A 19,045-nucleotide genomic window follows, 5' to 3' on the forward strand; every position below is an offset into this window, starting at 1 on the left:
GGGGCTTTCCTGCGTCTGTTGCGGGCGGGGTAGCATGCGCGGTGCTGTACGGGAAAGGGTGAATGCGACAGCTGCGCGGCGTGGCGCGTCACTTGGCGGTGCGGAGCGCGGTTTTCAGCCGCCAGAGCAGGGAGCCGAGGAAGAGGGCCAGCAGGAGTATACCAGCGGCGTAGATGATATATGCGAGCGTGACTTCGAGGGTATGCGCGGCGCTGAAGCGGTCGGGCACCTGGGTATAGCGGCGGGGGATTTGCCCGAGTGTCAGGGGCTGCACGATGGGGGCGAGGGCCAGCCCGCCCGCCAGGGGCCAGAAAAGCCAGCGGGTGAGGCGGGGCAGGTACATCGCGCCAAGCATCTGTTGCAGGGCCGGAAAGGCCGTGACAGCGAGCAGGAGTGTGCCGACGAAGCGTGCGAGGCTGAAACGGTCACCCAAGGGGTAGGCCCCCTGCAGGGGGCCGCTTTGGTCTGTGGGCACAGGGCGGACGGTATCCGAGGCCTGTGACAGGAGGGTGGGCAGCAGGTCCATGACGGTACCCGTGGCCAGAAATGCGAGGCCGGTCAGCCCGTAAAGCCAAAGCGGGCGCGCGCCCTTGGCGTGGATCAGCGCGGCGGCGGTGAAGATGACGATGCAGGTGATGGCATAGGGGGACATGGCCGGGCACTCGTGACGGTCTACGAAAACGGGCCCCGGAGGGGTTCTCCGGGGCCCGTGGTTGTCAGGTCAGCCGAGGCTTAGTGCGCCGGTTGCTTGTCCCAGTCTTCCTGTTTGGGAAGCTGTTCGAACGTATGCTCGGGCGGCGGGCTGGGCAGGGTCCATTCCAGCGTGTCGGCATATTCGTTCCAGGGGTTTGCCTGCGTGCTGCGGGCACCGCGGGTCAGCGAGTAGAACATCACGCCGAAGAAGAACACGAAGCTGGCGAAGCTGATGAAGGCCCCGATCGACGACCAGTAGTTCCAGACCGCGAAGGCCTCGGGGTAGTCGATGTAGCGGCGCGGCATGCCCTGACGTCCCAGGAAGTGCTGGGGGAAGAAGGTCAGGTTGGCACCGAGGAACATGGCCCAGAAGTGCAGCTTGCCGGCCCATTCGGGGTACATCTTGCCGGTCATCTTGGGGAAGTAGAAGTAGATCCCCGCGAAGATGCCGAAGACGGCGCCAAGGCTCATCACGTAGTGGAAGTGCGCCACGACATAGTAGGTGTCGTGATAGGCGCGGTCGACGCCGGCCTGTGACAGGACGATGCCGGTCACGCCGCCCACGGTGAAGAGGAAGAGGAACCCGAAGGCCCAGAGCATCGGCGTTCTGAATTCAATGGAGCCGCCCCACATGGTGGCGATCCAGCTGAAGACCTTCACGCCGGTGGGCACCGCGATGACCATGGTGGCCAGCATGAAATAGCTTTGCTGGGTCAGGGACATACCGACGGTATACATGTGGTGCGCCCAGACGACGAAGCCCAGAAGGCCGATGGCGATCATCGCCCAGACCATCGGCAGGTAGCCGAAGATCGGTTTGCGGCTGAAGGTGGCGATCACGTGAGAGATGATGCCAAAGGCCGGCAGGACGATGATATAGACCTCGGGGTGGCCGAAGAACCACAGGATGTGCTGGTAGAGGATCGGGTCACCGCCGCCTGCAGGATCGAAGAAGGTGGTGCCGAAGTTACGGTCCATCAGCAGCATGGTGATGGCACCGGCCAGCACGGGCAGGGCCAGAAGGATCAACCATGCGGTGACGAAGATCGACCAGGCAAACAGCGGCACCTTGAAGAGCGTCATGCCCGGGGCGCGCATGTTCAGGAAAGTGGTGATCATGTTGATCGCGCCGAGGATCGAGCTTGCGCCCGAAACGTGCACGGCAAAGATCGCCAGGTCCATCGAGAAACCGGCCTCGGTTGTGGAGAGCGGCGGATACAGCACCCAGCCGACACCCGAGCCGAGCTGACCGTTGCCGCCCGGTGTGAGCAGCGAGGCCACGCCCAGCGATGTCCCGGCCACGTAGAGCCAGAAGCTGAGGTTGTTCATCCGCGGGAAGGCCATGTCGGGCGCGCCGATCTGCAGCGGCATGAAGTAGTTGCCGAAGCCACCGAAGAGCGCCGGGATCACCACGAAGAACATCATCAGGACACCGTGATAGGTGATCATGACGTTCCAGAGGTGGCCGTTGGGGGTACATTCGCCCGCCGCGGCCGCGGTGAAACGTGCGCCTTCTAGGCACATGTATTGAACGCCGGGCTCCATGAGCTCCATGCGCATGTAAACGGTGAAGATTACCGAAATCAGGCCGACGATTGCCGAAGTAACCAGGTAAAGAAGGCCGATGTCCTTGTGGTTTGTGGACATGAACCAACGGGTGAAAAACCCGCGCTGATCTTCGTGCTCGTGGCCGTGAATGGCTGCGTCTGCCATTGTGTGCCTCCTGCTGATGGTCGTTGAGCACACGAATCCAATCACCGCGTGCCCGCTATCCATTCAGGTTTTAGAATGGCAGGCGGGGTAGGGCAATGCGCGAGTTTGACCCAGATCAAATAAATTTGTCGCACCCTGTCCCGTCAAGGGCGGGGTAAAAGAAAAAGGGCCCGGCACAGGTCGGACCCTTTCAAGTTCTTGATATGGAAAGATTTATTCGGAAAAGGTTGCCAGGAAAGCCGCGATGTCCTCGCCGCCCTTGCGCAGCCTGAAGGTCATCTTGCCGCGCCCGTCGAGGAATGCGTTGGGATCCTTGGCGTATTCGACGATATTGGTTTCGTCCCAGACAAGGCCGTCCTCGGCCTTGGCGGCGAGCGCGTTGGAGTAGCGGAAATCCTCGACCGAGCCGGCGGTGCGACCGATAACGCCGTAGAGGTTGGGGCCGACGCGGCCGCCCTTGACGATCATTTCACCATCGGGGGACTGGATCGAGTGGCAGGCCTTGCATTGGCGGAAGGCCTTTTCGCCCGCGGCGGCATCGCCTTCGGCAAGCGCGGGGGCGGCAAGGGCCAGCATGGCGGCGGTAGCGGTCAGAAGCGTTTTCATTGTGAACCTCTTGGTTGTCTGGGTTGAACCGGGTGGTCCTGTACGTACTGCGCGTTCGGCAGCGAATGAACCGTAACCCAGGGCAGGGCGCAAGCGCGACTTTCGGGTGAATTGTCGCATCCGCGACTCAGGATTCGCGAGGGCCAAAAGGCGCGGCTGATGCCGCACGGGTTCAAGCGTGCTGTCGCGCGCCGCAAAGTCATTTTCTTAACGGAGGTTATGATTGATCGGCGTCCCTTGGCACGTTACATAGAGTCATACAAAGGAGGACGACCTCCCCCATCTTGGGACGTAATGACCAGGACGACCTGGCCCCGTAATATTTCGGAGGGGTCAATGCCTTGGATTTACCTTCTTGTTGCCGGTGTACTTGAGATTGTGTGGGCTTACGCGATGAAGCAATCTCATGGCTTCAGCCGGCTCATACCATCAATCATTACAATTTCCGCAATGATGGCTAGCTTTTGGCTGTTAGCGGTTGCGATGCGAACCATTCCACTTGGAACCGCCTACACGATCTGGACGGGCATAGGGGCTGTCGGCGCTTTTCTTGTCGGAATTGCATGTTTGGCGGAACCGGTTAACGCCGCGAGACTCATTGCGGTGACCCTTATTGTTTCAGGACTGGTGCTGATGAAGCTATCCAGCGCCTGAGATAGAGGGTGTTAACGATGGATCTTGTTGCTGGGCTTATCGACCTTTCGGATTAGGGGGACGAGGCCCCATCAGCCATTAATCCGCCTATCCGGTATCTTGGAAAAGGAAGAAATCCGTCAGGGTGTTGGGAAGCTGTCGGGGAAGGTGCGTTTGAGGGCCACGTCGAGGTCATCCATGGTGACCGGCAGGCCCAGGTCCACAAGGCTTGTGACACCGTGATCGGAGATACCGCAGGGGACGATCCCGGTGAAATGGTCAAGCTCGGGTTCGACATTGATCGAGATGCCGTGGAAGGAAACCCATTTGCGCAGGCGGATGCCGATGGCGGCGATCTTGTCCTCGGGTTTCTGGCCGGTGGCGGTCAGCGGTTTGTCGTCGCGTTGGACCCAGACGCCGACGCGGCCCTCGCGAATCTCGCCGGTGACGTTGAACTGGTCCAGCGTGGCGATGACCCAGTGTTCGAGCTGTTTGACGAAGGCGCGGATATCGCGGCCGCGTTTGTCGAGGTCGAGCATCACGTAGATCACCCGTTGGCCCGGGCCGTGGTAGGTATATTGCCCGCCGCGTTTGGAGGGGTAGACCGGGAAACGGTCGGGATCGGTGAGATCGGCGGGGTTGGCGGAGGTGCCGGCGGTGTAGAGCGGCGGGTGTTCGAGCAGCCAGATGGCCTCGGACGCCGTGCCGAGGGCGATGGCCTCGGCGCGGGTTTCCATCGTTTGAACGGCCATTTCATAGTCTGTGAGGCCGGGGGAGGTGATCCATTCTACCATGCTGTGCGCTTTAGCCCGAATGGCGCGCTTTGGGAAGCATTGGGCGGTGCGGGGGACGGGCCGGATCGGGGCGTTGCGAAAATTTTCAAGCCGCGGGCAAATTCCATGCGTTTTGCCCTTCACAAGCGCAAAGGATTTGCGTATACGCCGCCCACCTACCGGATCACGTGCGGTCGTGGCGGAATTGGTAGACGCGCAGCGTTGAGGTCGCTGTGGGGTAACACCCGTGGAAGTTCGAGTCTTCTCGACCGCACCATTTGACCAAGGGCCGTTCCTTGTATCATTGAATTCCGGGCATTCGTGCCGCGCTGTTGCTTTGGCATAACCCCGCTCGTCCATGCGGGAGGTCTTGCCCGGCAGGGTCGGTTCGGGGGCAGTGCTCATTTTATCAGCGGGGGAAGGCGGCATCGATCGGCCCGCAGGATTTCCTATGGATACTCGGACGCGAAGAGGCTAGGAAGCCGGTGTCGCAAATACATCGCGGCAAGAATCCGTTATTTTGGGGTCGAAACGTATGATGAACCGTTCCATCCTTGTCAGCGCGACGTTGGTCTTGGGCTTGACTGTTTCCAGCCTTTTCGCCGGGCGCGCATTGTCTCAGCAGGCACAGGGGCCGGCGCCTGTCGTGGTCGTTACCCTGCAGGCGCAGACGGTGACGCTTACCTCGACCCTTCCGGGTCGGGTCGCGGCCTCGGCGGAGGCGGAGGTGCGCCCACAGGTCAATGGAATCATCACCGAACGGCTGTTCCGTGAGGGCGCGCATGTCGAGGCCGGCGATGCGCTTTACCGTATTGATCCGGCTACCTATTCCGCGGCGGTCGAGCAGGCGCAGGCGGCGGTGACGCAGGCCCAGGTGCAGCTGGATGCGGCAGAGATCGAGGCCGAGCGGCTGGTGGAGCTGCGCGAGCGCAACGTGACGAGCGAGCGCGCCTTCGACGATGCCAAGGCGGTTCGGGACACGGCGGCAGCCGCGCTTGAAGTGGCCCGGGCGCAATTGCGGTCGGCGGAAATCGAACTTGAGCGCACGACGATCCGGGCGCGGCTTTCGGGCGAGATCGGCCTGGCGCGGACCAGTCCGGGCGCCCTTGTGACGGCCAGCCAGGCCGAGCCGATGGCCGTGATCCGTGACATTGATCCGGTTTACGTGGATGTGACCCAATCCGCCGCGGACCTGCTGCGGTGGACCCGCGGGCAGACGGAAGACCAGTTGAGCAATGCCGATACGACGGTGCGGCTGACGCTGGCGGACGGGTCGGATTATGGCGAAACCGGCAAGATCACCGCCGCCGAGCCGAGCGTCGATCCGCAGACCGGGGTCGTGGTGTTGCGGATGCAGTTCGACAACCCGCACGAGCTGTTGTTGCCGGGCATGTATGTGCAGGTCGAACTTCCGGTGGGCACCGCCGAGGACGTTCTGCTGGTGCCGCAGGAAGCCGTGCAGCGCGACCGGCGCGGGCGTCCGATCACCTGGGTGGTGAACGGCGATAACGTGGTCAAGGAACAGCAGGTGACGATTCTTCAGGACCGTGGGTCCGATTGGGTTGTCACGGGCGGGCTGGAAGACGGCGACCGGGTTATCGTCGCGGGATTCCAGAAAACAGCGGTCGGTGCGACCGTTGCCCCCGAGGAACGCCCGAACGCCGACGCCGATGCAAGCGGCGAGCAAACCGAAGAGCCCGCCGAGGCGGGCGAACAGACATCCCCATAAGGATCTTAACCGATGGCGCGCTTTTTCATTGATCGCCCAGTCTTTGCCTGGGTCATCGCGATCCTGATCATGGGGATCGGCGTTCTGGCGATCCGCTTGTTGCCGGTCGCGCAGTATCCCGAAATCGCGCCGCCATCGGTCTCGATCAACGCAAGTTATCCCGGGGCCTCGGCCGAGACCGTGGCAAACACGGTGACGCAGGTCATCGAGCAGCAGATGACCGGGCTGGACGGCTTGCGGTATTTCTCGTCCAACTCGACCTCGGCGGGGCAGGCGAGCATTACGCTGACCTTCGAGACGGGCACGGATGTCGATATCGCGCAGGTGCAGGTCCAGAACAAGCTGTCGCGCGCCACGCCCTTGTTGCCGGAAACGGTTCAGCGGCAGGGCGTGACCGTCGAGAAATCCTCGGCCGGGTTCCTGATGGTGATCGGGATGATCTCGCGCGGGGAGGGGTTCGACCAGGTCGATCTTTCGGATTACATGGTCACCAACCTTGTCGATGAACTGAGCCGGGTCGAGGGTGTCGGATCGGTTCAGGTGTTCGGCGCCCAGTACGCGATGCGGATTTGGCTGGACCCCTCCAAGCTGTCGGCGTTCGAACTTACGCCGGCCGACGTGGTGGCCGCGGTCTCCGCGCAGAACGCCCAGATTTCGGCGGGTGCATTCGGAACGCGGCCAACGGTGGAGGGTCAGCAGCTGAACGCCACGATCACCGCGCAGTCGCTGCTGACGTCGCCCGAGGATTTCCGCCAGATCGTCTTGCGGGCCGAGACCGACGGCGGGCTTGTTCTGCTGGACGATGTGGCGCGTGTCGAGATCGGCGCCGAGAACTATTCGACCATCGCGCGCTTCAACCAGGACCCGGCCTCGGGCCTTGCGGTCAGTCTTGCGCCCGGCGCCAACGCGCTTGACACGGCGGAGGCCGTTAAGGCGCGGATGGACGAATTCGCGGAATTCTTTCCCGAAGGCGTGGAATACGTCATCCCCTATGACACGACGCCATTCGTCCTGATCTCGATCGAGGAGGTCATCAAGACCCTGTTCGAGGCGATCATCCTGGTCTTCCTGGTGATGTTCCTGTTCATGCAGAACTTTCGCGCCACGCTTATTCCGACTCTGGCGGTGCCGGTGGTCCTGCTGGGCACCTTCGGTGTTCTGGCCGTCGCGGGGTTCACGATCAACACGCTGACGATGCTGGCCATGGTTCTGGCGATCGGCCTGTTGGTCGATGACGCCATCGTCGTGGTCGAGAATGTCGAGCGGATCATGGAAGAAGAGGGCCTGTCCCCGCGGGAGGCAACCCACAAGTCCATGGGACAGATCACCGGGGCGCTTATCGGGATCGCGCTGGTGCTGTCGGCGGTGTTCGTACCGATGGCTTTCTTCCCCGGCTCGACCGGCGTGATCTACAAGCAGTTCGCGATCACGATTGTTTCCGCGATGGCGCTGTCGGTGGTGGTCGCGCTGACCCTGACGCCGGCGCTGTGTGCGACGATCCTGAAGCACAAGCATCGCGACAAGACGAAAGGCGCCTTCGGCTGGTTCAACCGCGGGTTCGACGCGGTGTTGAAACGCTATGGCGGCACCGTCGCCTGGACCGTCAAGCGCCCGTTTCGGGTGGGGCTGGTTTACCTCGCGCTTGCCGTTGCCATGGCATTTCTGTTCACCCGCACGCCGACCGGGTTCTTGCCCGACGAGGATCAGGGCATCCTGTTCACGATGATCCAGACACCCACCGGGGCAACGGCGGAGCGGACGCTGGACGTGCTGGAACAGGTCGAAGATTATTACCTGACGCAGGAGACCGACGTGGTGGATTCCATGTTCGGCGTCGTCGGGTTCAGCTTTGCGGGGAGCGGCCAGAACATGGGCCTTGCCTTCGTGCAGTTGAAGGACTGGTCCGAGCGCAAATCGCCTGGGCAGAGCGTGCAGGCATTGGCCGGGCGCGCCTTCGGGGCGCTTGGCGGGATACGGGACGCGATGGTGTTTCCGATCGTGCCGCCCTCGGTGATCGAACTTGGCAACGTTTCGGGGTTCGATGTTTACCTTCAGGCACGCGGGGGGCAGACCCACGAGGAATTGCTGCAGGCCCGCAACCAACTGCTTGGAATGGCGGCGCAGAGCGATCTGATCGCCTCGGCCCGGCCCAACGGTTTGGAGGACGCATCCCAGTTCAACCTTGAGATCGACTGGCGCAAGGCGGGCGCGATGGGCGTGACGGCCAGCGACGTCGGCCAGTTGCTGACGGTGGCATGGGCAGGGTCCTACGTGAACGACTTCGTCGACCAGGGCCGGATCAAGCGCGTCTACGTGCAGGGCGACGCCGCCGACCGCGCGACCCCGACAGATATTGACAAGTGGCGGGTGCGCAATGCCAGCGGCGGCCTTGTGCCGTTCTCGAACTTCGCGAAAGGCTCGTGGAGCTACGGCGCGCAAGGCCTGTATCGCTTCAACGGCATCCCGTCGATGCAATTGCAGGGGGCACCGGCCCCCGGCGTGTCCACCGGCGCGGCGATGGCCGAGATGGAGCGCCTGGCCGAACAATTGCCGCCCGGTTTTGCGCTATCCTGGACCGGCCTGTCGCTGGAGGAACGGCAATCGGGCAACCAGGCGCCCTTGCTTTATGCGCTATCGCTTGCCGCGGTGTTCCTGTCGCTTGCGGCCCTTTATGAAAGCTGGTCGATTCCCTTCGCCGTGATGCTGGCCATGCCGATCGGCGTGGTGGGGGCATTGTCGGCCGCCTATTTCGGCGGGTTCGACAATGGTGTCTTCTTCCAGGTGGGGCTGCTGACGGTGATCGGCCTGACCGGCAAGAACGCGATTCTGATCGTCGAGTTTGCACGCGACAGGCACGTGGCGGGCGAGCGCGTCATCGACGCCGTGGTCGAGGCCGCCCGTCAGCGTTTCCGTCCGATCATCATGACCTCGATGGCATTCTCGCTTGGGGTCTTGCCGCTGGTTCTCAGTTCCGGCGCGGGGTCCGGCGGGCGTAACGCGATTGGCTCGGGCGTTCTTGGCGGCACGATATCCGGTACCGTTTTGGGCGTCATATTCGTGCCGCTGTTCTTCGTGATCGTAACCCGGTTGTTCAGGTTCGGGCGTAAAACCGACAAAGGTTCGGACGCGGGATAGGGTTTGCACCGCCGCCCTGCAGAAGGGCGGCGGAACGCTAAGCGCTTGGTGCGGGCATCGGGCCGAGGCATCGGGTTGCAACGCTAGCCCAACGCTTTGCCTGTGTCAGCTTGACGGTAAGAATAACCCCAAGAATTCTTGAGTTTAATGAAGGATTTCACTGCCCAGTGGCGGAGGAGGTGGGATTCGAACCCACGGTAGGCTTTCACCTACGCCGGTTTTCAAGACCGGTGCATTCGACCACTCTGCCACTCCTCCGGTCTGGATGCTCTACACCGCCGATTCCGATTCTGAAAGATGTCTGGTGTGGAAATCCGCCGAAGTCCGATGCCCGGACTTTTCTTGTGATGCGCAAGGCGTTAGGATACGCGCAAGTGGGTGTCCCACGGGGGCGTAACAAAGGCCGGGCAAACCGGTGTGCGCGCAACGTCGCGTGTGACAGGCAAGGGGTGAGGCATGACAGTCAAAGGTAATGAGAGCCGGTGTGGCATGTGGCGCATCGTGATGGTGGGTGCCGGGGCGCTGTTTCTTTCGGCATGTGATGAAAGCGGGCAGTTTGCCAATCCTTTCCAGAACACGGCCCCGACCGGCGAGGAGGCCGCCACGGGCGAGACATCCTCGGTCAAGCTGGTGGAGCGCGATGTCGAGGCGCCGGATGTTTTTCAGGTCACCGATATGGGGCTTTGGGATGGCCGCCCCTCGCTGGGCGGGGTTTGGGTGGCGCACCCGGACGTGAAAGAGCCCGAGCGGGTGATCATCCGCAACAACGAGAATTCAAAGTTCGTGATCGGGGCCCTGTTCCGCCGCGAGCGTGAAAACCCCGGCCCGGTTTTGCAGGTGTCGTCGGATGCGGCGACCGCGCTGGGCATGTTGGCGGGGGCGCCGGCACAATTGAACGTCACGGCCCTGCGGCGCGAGGAAGCGCAGGATCCGGCGGCGGCCCCGGCGGCGGCGGCCCCGGCCGGTGAGCTGGATGCTCCGGACAGTGTTGAGGAAACCACGCTTGGGCCTTCCGGCGCGGTGGCGGGCGCCGCCGCGGCGCTGGACGAGGTGGAAGGCACCAACGAGATTACGCCCGCCGCGGCGGCTGCACCGTCGCCGTCGCCCGAACCGCGGCCCAAGGCCTCGTCGCTGGACAAGCCCTATATCCAGATCGGGATTTTCAGCGTCGAGGAGAATGCCCGCAATACCGCGACCGCCATGCGCCAGGCAGGGATGGTTCCCGTGGTGAAAGAGCAAACCTCGCAAGGAAAGACATTCTGGCGGGTGATCGTCGGGCCGGCGGCGTCGACCTCGGAACGTTCGGTTCTTTTGAAGAAGATCAAGGGGGTAGGATTCGACGATGCCTATCCCGTTACAAACTAGGGGCTGATCCGCCATGATCCGCATCTGCAGAGTTTTCGCCGCGTTGCTTTTGACCGTTGCGGTGGCCTTGCCCGCGCAGGCCTTCGATACGCGTGCCAAGGCGGCCTTCGTGATGGACATGAGCACCGGCACGGTGCTTCTGAGCAAGAATGCCGATCAACCCTTGCCGCCGGCCTCGATGTCCAAGCTGATGACGCTTTACGTGGCTTTCGAGGCCATCCGCGACGGGCGGCTGACGCTGGATGAACGCCTTCCGGTGTCGCGCCATGCCATGAGCTATGGTGGTTCGACCATGTTTCTGGACACCACCGACCGGGTGCGGGTGGAAGACCTGTTGCGCGGGATCATCGTGTTGTCGGGCAACGATGCCTGCGCGGTGATTGCCGAAGCGCTGAGCCCCGATGGCACCGAGGCGGGGTTTGCCCGCTTCATGACCCAACGGGCGCGGCAGATGGGCATGACCAATTCCACTTTCGCCAATTCGAACGGCTGGCCCGCCGCCGGCCACCGGATGAGCATGCGCGATCTGGCGCTCCTTTCGCGCCACCTGATCGAGGATTTCCCCGGCTTTTACCCGATGTTCGCGGAAACGGAATTTGCCTTTGACGGGCGCGCCCCGCAGAACGTGCACAACCGCAACCCGCTTTTGGGGTTGGGCATAGGGGCCGATGGTCTCAAGACCGGGCACACGCAGGAGGCGGGCTATGGCCTGACCGGATCGGCCAAGCAGGGTGATCGGCGGATTGTTTTCGTCATCTCGGGGCTTGAGACGACACGCGCCCGTGCCGAAGAGGCCGAAAGCATCGTCAACTGGGCCTTTCGCCAGTTCGTGGAAAAGCCCATTATCAGCGCCGGTACCGAGGTGGCGCGCGCCGACGTCTGGATGGGCGATGCCACCAGCGTGGGCATGACCCCGGCGGAGGATGTCATCACGCTTGTCCCGGTTCTGGGCAGCGATGAATTGCAGGCCGAGGTCGTGTATCACGGCCCGCTGCATGCGCCGATAGAAAAGGGCGACCCCCTTGGGGAACTGGTGTTCGCCCCCGGTGAATTGCCCGAAACGCGGGTGCCGCTGGTCGCGGTGCGCGATGTGCCGCGCGGCGGTTTCATGGCGCGGCTGCGGACGGTTTCGGAGCATTTGCTGACGCGGCTGCGCGAAAGGTCCGAGGGCACGCTTTGAGCCTGCCCGGACGGTTCATCAGTTTCGAAGGTATCGACGGGTCGGGCAAATCCACCCAGGCGCGGCGGCTGGCCGCGTATCTGGAAGGGCAGGGGCATTCCGTTGTGCTGACCCGCGAACCGGGCGGCAGCCCCGGGGCGGAAGATATCCGTGCCTTGGTTCTGGAAGGCGACCCCGACCGCTGGTCGCCCGAGACCGAGCTTTTGCTGTTCACCGCCGCGCGCCGGGATCATCTGGAGCGCACCATCCGGCCCGCGCTTGAGGCCGGGCAAATCGTCATCTGTGATCGCTTTGCCGACAGCACCCGCATGTATCAAGGCCTTCGCCTTACGGGCCTGCGCGCTTTGGTCGATCAACTGCACGACCTGATGATCGGGCAGGAGCCGGACCTGACCGTGCTGATCGACATGGACCCCGAAATTGGCCTGTCACGCGCCCTTGGGCGCAATGGCGGGGAGGAACGGTTCGAATCCTTCGGCAATGACCTTCAGGCCAGGATGCGTGCCGGGTTTCTGGACCTCGCGGCGGAATTCCCCGACCGTTTCGTCACCATCGACGGTGGCCGCGAGTTGGAGGAGGTGGCCGAGGATGTCACCCGCGCCGTGACAGGGTGGCTGGCATGAGCGACGACGGCACCCCGCTTCCCGACCGCATAGAAGGCGCACCGCATCCGCGCGAAACCCAACGCCTGATCGGGCAGGGGGCCGCCGAGCAAGGGTTCTTGGAGGCCTTCAATACGGGCCGTTTGCATCATGGCTGGCTGATCACCGGGCCGCGGGGTGTGGGCAAGGCGACGCTGGCATGGCGGATCGCGCGCTTCCTTTTGGCCACCCCGCTGGAAGATGACGGCGGGCTTTTCGGAGATGCCCCGCCACGGCCCGACAGCTTGGACATCGACCCCGACCATCCTGTCGCCCGCCGTATCATGGCAGGCTCGGACCCCGGGCTTTACCTTGTGCGCCGGGGGGGCGCGGGCAGCAGTGACCGCGACCGCGACAAGAATTTCGAGGAGGGCAAGTTTTCGCAAGACATCCGGGTCAGCGAAATCCGGGGCCTCGCCAAGTTTATCCACCTCAGCTCCACCGAGGGGGGGCGGCGGGTGGTGATCGTCGATGCCGCCGACGAGATGAACACGCAAGCCGCCAACGCCCTGCTGAAGATGCTGGAAGAGCCGCCGGCGCGCACCACGCTTTTACTGGTCAGTCACCAACCCTCGCGCCTGTTGCCGACCATCCGTTCGCGTTGTCGCGAATTGCGGCTTTCGGCGCTGAACGCGCAAGACATGGCGCAGGCCCTCAGCCAAGCCGGGGTCGAGCCGGGGGGCGATACCACGGCCCTTGCCGAGCTTTCCGGCGGCTCGGTGGGGGAGGCCGTACGCCTGATGAACCTTGGCGGTTTGCAAATCTACGCCGAACTGGTGGCGATCTTCCAAGGCTTGCCGCGCCCCGACCGCGCCCGTGCCCTCAAACTGGCCGAGGCGGCGGCGACCCGTGGGGCAGAGGATAAGCTTGACCTGCTGATCTGGCTGGTGGACCTGTTTCTTTCGCGCCTTGCCCGCTGTGGCGCGCTTGGCCCGCCGCAGGTCGAAGCCGCCCCCGGCGAGGCGGAATTGTTCACCCGGTTGGCCCCGCACCCCCAAGCGGGCCGCGCATGGGCCGATTGTGCGCAGGAGGTCGGCGCGCGAAGCCGCCACGGGCGGGCGGTCAACCTTGACCCTGCCGCGCTGGTCCTAGATACCGTGTTCAAGATTCAGCAAACCGCGGCGGGATAATCGGCCCGCCATGCATGGGGCGACATGACCGACACGATCCAGATCACCGACAGCCACTGCCACCTTGATTTCCCCGATTTCGACGAGGAACGCCCCGCCGTTATCGACCGCGCGGTCGAGGCGGGTGTGACCCGCATGGTCACCATCTGCACCAAGCTGCGGCTTGAACCCCAAGTGCGCGCCATTGCAGAGGAATTCGCGCCCGTCTTCTATGCCGCCGGCACCCACCCGATGAGCGCCGCCGATGAGCCGATGACGACGGTGGAGGAGTTGGTGCAACTGGCCCAACACCCCAAGTTCGTGGGTGTTGGCGAGACGGGCCTTGATTATCACTACACCGCTGAAAGCGCCGAGGTTCAAAAGCAAAGCCTGCGGGTGCATATCGAAGCGGCGCAGGAAACCGGCCTGCCGCTGATCATCCATGCCCGGGCGGCGGACGACGACATGGCGCGCATCCTGACCGAGGGCTACAAGGCCAAGCCCTATAGCTGCGTGATGCACTGCTTTTCGTCCGGGGCCGAACTGGCCAGAACGGCCATCGACCTTGGGTTTTACCTGTCGATGTCGGGCATCGCGGCCTTTCCCAAGTCCACGGACCTGCGCGAGATTTTCGCCGCCGCCCCGGTGGAGCGTATCCTTGTTGAAACCGATGCGCCCTATCTTGCGCCGCCGCCCTATCGCGGCAAGCGGAACGAGCCTGCCTATACCTTGCACACCGCCCAGAAAGGCGCCGAGGTTTTCGGCATGGACTGGCCCGATTTCGCCGCGCAGACGCAGGCCAATTTCGACCGCCTCTTCTGGAAAGCGGCCAAGTATGAGGCCGCTGCGTAATGGGCGAATTGCGCTTCACCATCCTTGGCTGCGGGTCGTCGGGCGGGGTGCCGCGCCTTGGCGACAACTGGGGCGATTGTGACCCCGAGAACCCCCGCAACAACCGCCGCCGCTGTTCGCTTCTGATCGAACGCGAGGGCGAGGGCGGTATCACCCGTGTGCTGATCGACACCTCGCCCGACCTGCGCGCGCAATTGCTGGACGCCGGGGTGGGGGAGTTGGACGCGGTGCTTTACACCCACAGCCATGCCGACCACGTTCACGGCCTCGACGATCTGCGGATGATCGTTTTCAACATGAAACAGCGCCTGCCGGTCTGGGCCGATGGCGATACGCAGAACGCGCTTTACGCGCGCTTCGGCTATGCCTTCATCCAACCCGAGGACAGCCCCTATCCGCCGATCCTCGACATGCACACCATCGACGGTGACGTGACCATCGAGGGCGCGGGCGGGCCGGTGACGCTGACGCCTTTCGAGGTCAACCACGGCTCGATCGAGGCGCTGGGCTTCAAGGTGAACAATCTGGCCTACCTGCCGGATGTGGCCCGGATCCCCGAGGATGTCTGGCCGGTGTTGGAGGGGCTGGACTGCTGGATACTGGATGCGCTGCGCCGCACCCCGCATCCCACCCATTCGCATCTTGAACAGTCGCTGGAATGGATCGCCCGCGCCGCGCCCAAGCGCGCGGTGCTGACCAACATGCATATCGACATGGATTACCAAACGCTGGTCGAGGAAACCCCCGATCATATCACGCCTGCCTATGACGGCATGACGCTGACTTTCCCGGTCTGACCGCGATGCAGGCGCTGATCGAGGTTATCTTACCGGTTTTCGTGGTCATCGGCTTTGGCTACCTGGCGGTCTGGCGTGGCTGGTTCTCGCAGGCCGGGGTTGATGGGCTGATGAAGTTCACCCAGAATTTCGCCATTCCCTGCCTTCTGTTTACCGCCATCGCCCGGCTTGACCTGGGCCAGCATTTCGATTGGCGGTTGCTGCTCAGCTTCTATACCGGGGCCTTGACGGGGTTCCTTCTGGGCCTGTTCGGCGCGCGGTTTATTTTTGGCCGCGATTGGGAAGATTGCGTTGCCATCGGGTTTTGTTGCCTTTTTTCCAACTCGGTGCTTCTGGGCTTGCCGATCACCGAACGCGCCTATGGCGTGGAGGCATTGGAGGCCAACTATGCCATCATCGCCGTCCACTCGCCCTTTTGCTACGGCATCGGCATCACGGTGATGGAGGTGCTGCGCGCGCGCGGCACGCCGGGCCGGGCGCTGGTGGGCAAGGTGCTGAAGGCGATGTTCTCCAACGCGTTGATCATCGGCATCGCGGCGGGGTTTTTCGTCAACCTCACCGGGGTGCCGATCCCCGGCATCCTGCAGGAGGGGCTGGACATGATGGTGCGCGCGGCCCTGCCTGCGGCACTTTTCGGCCTTGGGGGCGTGCTGGTGCAATACCGCCCCGAGGGGGATTTGCGCATCGTGCTTTACGTCTGCGCCGTGGCGCTTCTGGCGCATCCACTGGTGACAAGCCTGCTTGGCCGGGGCTTGGGCCTTTCCACCGAGGGCTACCGCTCGGCCATCCTGACCGGGGCCATGGCCCCGGGCATCAACGCCTATATCTTCGCCAACATGTACGGCCGCGCCCGCCGCGTCGCCGCCTCGGCGGTTTTGATCGCCACGGGGGTGTCGATCCTGACGACCTGGATGTGGTTGGGGACTTTGCCATAGCGCTCATCGCTGCGCGCTTTGTGAACTCGTATTAAGCCCTGAATTTTAACGCCTATTGCGATATTTCTATGGGTGAAATGAAGTCGTCGATTGATAGGCTCTGCCGAACAATTGTTGCCTGCACTTCAATCAGATATTGCTACGGTGGTCGGAAATTTTGGGAGATAAAAATTGGCGAAATGTGCAGGGTGCGAAACATAGATTGGCATGTTCAATTCTTATGGCCCGGGTGGGGCCTATTGTAAGCGGTGTAACAAAGAGCGTCTTGTGGACAGTGATAGCCCTAAAGTTCAGGAAAGGAGGGCCAGAGATGCCGGAATTGAAGCCGTCATACTTACAACTGAAACCTATCCAGAGGGCATAAAGATCACCGAGCGGATAGAGGTGATCACTGCGGAATGCGCGTTTGGTATGAATATCTTCAAAGACCTCTTCGCCGGCGTCCGTGATGTTGTTGGAGGTCGGTCTGAGGCGGTTCAAAAAACTTTGAGGGATAGTAGAAGGACGGCTCTTTATGAACTCAAGCGCGAAGCTCATGAAGTGGGGGCCAACGCCGTGATCGGGATAGATCTAGACTACGTCGAGTTGGCGTCAGCGGGAAATATGATTCTACTGGTCGCAAGTGGTACTGCTGTAAAGGTCGAGTAAGACTCGATCAGTTTGCAAACTTAGTTTGCGCACATTTCCAAGTTATGCGTGAAAATTCGGTACAACCTTTCCCGCAATCCTAGCATACCTTATTAAAATCCGTAGGAACTTATGAGGGTGTCCAGAGCAGGGAAACGTATCACAAGCCCTTTCTCGACGAGTATTCTGCAGAAACCCAAGGCGCGGAACCAAGGCCGAAGGCCGCCGCGCCATCGCCGGGCCGCCTCCTTGGCCCGGCGATTGGGTTGGCCTTGATGCATCGCGTATGTGTTGCGCGCCAGTGACGTGGATAAAGCGCTTTTGCCCAAACGCTGGATCGCCGCGCCGCGGCCCGTCGCCGCCGCGGCTCTTCAAAGATGGCTGAAGATATGGATTGTCCAAAAGCCGCCTGTCATAAACACCTATCCTTTGCGAAGACATCTGTAAGGTTGGACGATCTCTCCCGTCAAAACGTAGGTTTTGTACGAAACCCACCGCAGGCCCTGTTCCCTCGCCGGGGTACAGACAAAACATACCGATGCGATACAGACAGGGGCTTTGGTGGTTACCAATGGGCCAGGGGCGACCCGCCCGGCCATGGGATCACCCGCAGAATTGCCGGTACAAAAGTTCGATCAATTCCTGGGTCTTTTCATCGGCCAGACGGTAGTAGATCGTCTTGCCCTCGCGGCGCGTGGCGACCCGGCCTTCCTGCCGCAGCCGGGCCAATATCTGGCTGACCGCCGCCTGTCGCATGTTCAAAAGCGCCTCCAGCTCGCCCACCGATTTCTCGCCCGATCCCAGGTGGCAGAGCGTCATCAACCGCCCTTCATGCGCCACGGTCTTGAGGAACGCTGCCGCCTCCTTGGCGCTTTGTTCCATTTCCGTCGGCGGGGCGATGGTTTCGGGTTTGGTCACTTGGGTCGTCCTGATGCTGCGCGTTTGGCCTTATTTAACACGGGCCTTCGCAAAGGCCCAGATCACTCCGCCTTGGGTGGGGCACCGCCTGCAAAACAGTTGCCGTTGACGTAATCGCAGGGCGCTTCCTGCATCTGCAAATGCAGGTCCGTGTCCTCGTAAGGGTGGGCACGCGCCAGCGCTTCGTCAACCTCGATGCCCAGTCCCGGGGTCTCTGGCGGGGTGATAAAGCCCTCTTCGACCCGGATTTTTCCCTTTATCAAGGCATCGTGGAACGGGGTTTCGATGGTTTCGGCCATCAGCAGGTTGGGGATGGAGGCCGCAAAATGCACATTGGCGGCCCATTCCACGGGGCCGGCGTAAAGATGCGGGGCCATCTGGGCGTTATAGACCTCGGCCATGGCGGCGATTTTCTTGCACTCCCAAATCCCGCCCGCACGGCCCAGGGCCGGTTGCAGGATCGTCGCGGCCCCCTGGCGCAGGACGGGGGCAAACTCGGCCTTGGTACAAAGGCGTTCGCCGGTGGCCACGGGGATGCGCACGGCGCCCGCCACCTTGGCCATTTCGGCCATGCAGTCGGGCGGGGTAGGTTCTTCGTACCAAAGCGGGCTGTAGGGTTCGATGGCTTGGCCAAGGCGAATGGCCCCGGCGGTGGTGAACTGCCCATGGGTGCCAAACAGCAGATCGGCCCGCGTGCCCACCGCCTCGCGGATGGCGCGGCAGAAATCGACCGACATCTGGATGTCGGACATCGCCGGCATATGCCCGCCGCGCAGGGTGTAGGGGCCGGCAGGGTCGAACTTCACCGCCGTATAGCCGCGCTCGATGCAATCGAGAGCGGATTCGGCGGCCATCTCGGGCGAGGTCCAGAACGCGGGCATCTCGTGCTGCGGCAGGGGGTAGAGGTAGGTATAGGCGCGGATGCGGTCATTCATCCGCCCGCCCAGAAGCGCCCAGACCGGCCGTTCGCGCGCCTTGCCGAGGATATCCCAACAGGCGATCTCAAGCCCCGCGAAGGCGCCCATGACCGTCAGGTCGGGGCGCTGCGTGAAGCCGCTCGAATAGGCGCGGCGGAACATCAGCTCGATATTCTCGGGGGTTTCGCCCTGCATGTGGCGGGCGAAGACATCTTCGATCACCGCGCGCATGGCCCTGGGCCCGACAGTGGCGGCATAGCATTCGCCCCAGCCGGTGATGCCGGTATCGGTGGTGAGCTTCACCAGTATCCAATAGCGCCCGCCCCAGCCGGGGGCCGGGGGCGCGGTGACGATGATATCGAGGTCTTGCAGCTTCATGGGTGGACTCCGATGGTTATGTCTCGGATCGCTTGCGCGATCCG

The 19,045-nt window shown here is 62.7% G+C and carries 17 protein-coding genes and 2 tRNA genes; 12 read left to right on the forward strand and 7 right to left on the reverse strand.

All coding sequences use genetic code 11. The features are described 5' to 3' along the window. Positions 1-88: 88 nt before the first annotated feature. The 3 genes from RBB32_RS12225 to RBB32_RS12235 all read right to left on the reverse strand — a co-directional run bounded on the left by RBB32_RS12225 (position 89) and on the right by RBB32_RS12235 (position 3,012). On the reverse strand, positions 89-652 hold the full coding sequence (locus RBB32_RS12225) for a hypothetical protein (protein ID WP_306152992.1): 564 nt from the start codon (positions 650-652) through the stop codon (positions 89-91). A gap of 80 nt (positions 653-732) precedes the next feature. Continuing rightward, complete coding sequence (gene ctaD / locus RBB32_RS12230) at positions 733-2,406, reverse strand: cytochrome c oxidase subunit I (protein ID WP_306152993.1); 1,674 nt, start codon at positions 2,404-2,406, stop codon at positions 733-735. 213 nt (positions 2,407-2,619) lie between these two features. Beyond that, complete coding sequence (locus tag RBB32_RS12235; RefSeq protein WP_306152994.1) at positions 2,620-3,012, reverse strand: cytochrome c family protein; 393 nt, start codon at positions 3,010-3,012, stop codon at positions 2,620-2,622. Positions 3,013-3,348: 336 nt separating this feature from the next. Between RBB32_RS12235 and sugE the strand changes: the two genes are divergently transcribed. Next, positions 3,349-3,666, forward strand: a complete 318-nt coding sequence (sugE, locus tag RBB32_RS12240; RefSeq protein WP_306152995.1) for a quaternary ammonium compound efflux SMR transporter SugE — start codon at positions 3,349-3,351, stop codon at positions 3,664-3,666. Positions 3,667-3,785: 119 nt separating this feature from the next. Here the strand turns inward: sugE and lipB are convergent, their stop codons facing one another. Continuing rightward, entirely contained in the window at positions 3,786-4,460 is a 675-nt protein-coding gene (lipB, locus tag RBB32_RS12245; RefSeq protein WP_306153013.1) for a lipoyl(octanoyl) transferase LipB, read from the reverse strand. 148 nt (positions 4,461-4,608) lie between these two features. Between lipB and RBB32_RS12250 the strand changes: the two genes are divergently transcribed. From RBB32_RS12250 to RBB32_RS12260, 3 genes are all read left to right on the forward strand, one after another. Continuing rightward, a tRNA-Leu gene (locus RBB32_RS12250) sits at positions 4,609-4,695 on the forward strand. A gap of 261 nt (positions 4,696-4,956) precedes the next feature. Then, positions 4,957-6,147, forward strand: coding sequence for an efflux RND transporter periplasmic adaptor subunit (locus RBB32_RS12255; RefSeq protein WP_371931053.1), 1,191 nt, complete (start codon positions 4,957-4,959; stop codon positions 6,145-6,147). Between the two features lie 12 nt (positions 6,148-6,159). After that, positions 6,160-9,282, forward strand: a complete 3,123-nt coding sequence (locus RBB32_RS12260) for an efflux RND transporter permease subunit (protein WP_306152997.1) — start codon at positions 6,160-6,162, stop codon at positions 9,280-9,282. A 168-nt stretch (positions 9,283-9,450) separates the two neighbouring features. On the opposite strand, the gene RBB32_RS12265 is transcribed toward RBB32_RS12260, so the two are convergent. Continuing rightward, a tRNA-Ser gene (locus RBB32_RS12265) sits at positions 9,451-9,540 on the reverse strand. A gap of 198 nt (positions 9,541-9,738) precedes the next feature. On the opposite strand from RBB32_RS12265, the gene RBB32_RS12270 reads away from it, so the two are divergent. The 8 genes from RBB32_RS12270 (at position 9,739) to RBB32_RS12305 (ending at position 16,809) form a co-directional block, all read left to right on the forward strand. Further along, positions 9,739-10,647: an SPOR domain-containing protein gene (locus RBB32_RS12270; RefSeq protein ID WP_306152998.1), complete on the forward strand. Its 909-nt coding sequence runs from the start codon at positions 9,739-9,741 to the stop codon at positions 10,645-10,647. A gap of 13 nt (positions 10,648-10,660) precedes the next feature. Further along, entirely contained in the window at positions 10,661-11,827 is a 1,167-nt protein-coding gene (locus RBB32_RS12275; protein ID WP_306152999.1) for a D-alanyl-D-alanine carboxypeptidase family protein, read from the forward strand. After that, positions 11,824-12,450, forward strand: coding sequence for a dTMP kinase (tmk, locus tag RBB32_RS12280; protein ID WP_306153000.1), 627 nt, complete (start codon positions 11,824-11,826; stop codon positions 12,448-12,450). The genes RBB32_RS12275 and tmk overlap by 4 nt, the downstream gene beginning before the upstream one ends. Beyond that, complete coding sequence (locus RBB32_RS12285) at positions 12,447-13,598, forward strand: DNA polymerase III subunit delta' (RefSeq protein ID WP_306153001.1); 1,152 nt, start codon at positions 12,447-12,449, stop codon at positions 13,596-13,598. Before tmk ends, RBB32_RS12285 begins: the two co-directional genes overlap by 4 nt. Positions 13,599-13,622: 24 nt before the next feature. Further along, positions 13,623-14,429, forward strand: a complete 807-nt coding sequence (locus tag RBB32_RS12290; protein ID WP_306153002.1) for a TatD family hydrolase — start codon at positions 13,623-13,625, stop codon at positions 14,427-14,429. After that, positions 14,429-15,226, forward strand: coding sequence for an MBL fold metallo-hydrolase (locus RBB32_RS12295; RefSeq protein WP_306153003.1), 798 nt, complete (start codon positions 14,429-14,431; stop codon positions 15,224-15,226). The genes RBB32_RS12290 and RBB32_RS12295 overlap by 1 nt, the downstream gene beginning before the upstream one ends. A 5-nt stretch (positions 15,227-15,231) precedes the next feature. Next, positions 15,232-16,161, forward strand: a complete 930-nt coding sequence (locus tag RBB32_RS12300; RefSeq protein ID WP_306153004.1) for an AEC family transporter — start codon at positions 15,232-15,234, stop codon at positions 16,159-16,161. Between the two features lie 267 nt (positions 16,162-16,428). After that, on the forward strand, positions 16,429-16,809 hold the full coding sequence (locus RBB32_RS12305) for a YbjQ family protein (RefSeq protein ID WP_306153005.1): 381 nt from the start codon (positions 16,429-16,431) through the stop codon (positions 16,807-16,809). A gap of 582 nt (positions 16,810-17,391) precedes the next feature. Here the strand turns inward: RBB32_RS12305 and RBB32_RS12310 are convergent. Continuing rightward, positions 17,392-17,670: a metalloregulator ArsR/SmtB family transcription factor gene (locus RBB32_RS12310; RefSeq protein WP_306153014.1), complete on the reverse strand. Its 279-nt coding sequence runs from the start codon at positions 17,668-17,670 to the stop codon at positions 17,392-17,394. 98 nt (positions 17,671-17,768) lie between these two features. Continuing rightward, positions 17,769-19,001, reverse strand: a complete 1,233-nt coding sequence (locus tag RBB32_RS12315; RefSeq protein ID WP_306153006.1) for a mandelate racemase/muconate lactonizing enzyme family protein — start codon at positions 18,999-19,001, stop codon at positions 17,769-17,771. Positions 19,002-19,045: the final 44 nt, after the last annotated feature.

It is taken from the genome of Roseovarius sp. MMSF_3281, from assembly GCF_030733685.1.
In the GTDB taxonomy this organism is placed as follows: domain Bacteria; phylum Pseudomonadota; class Alphaproteobacteria; order Rhodobacterales; family Rhodobacteraceae; genus Roseovarius.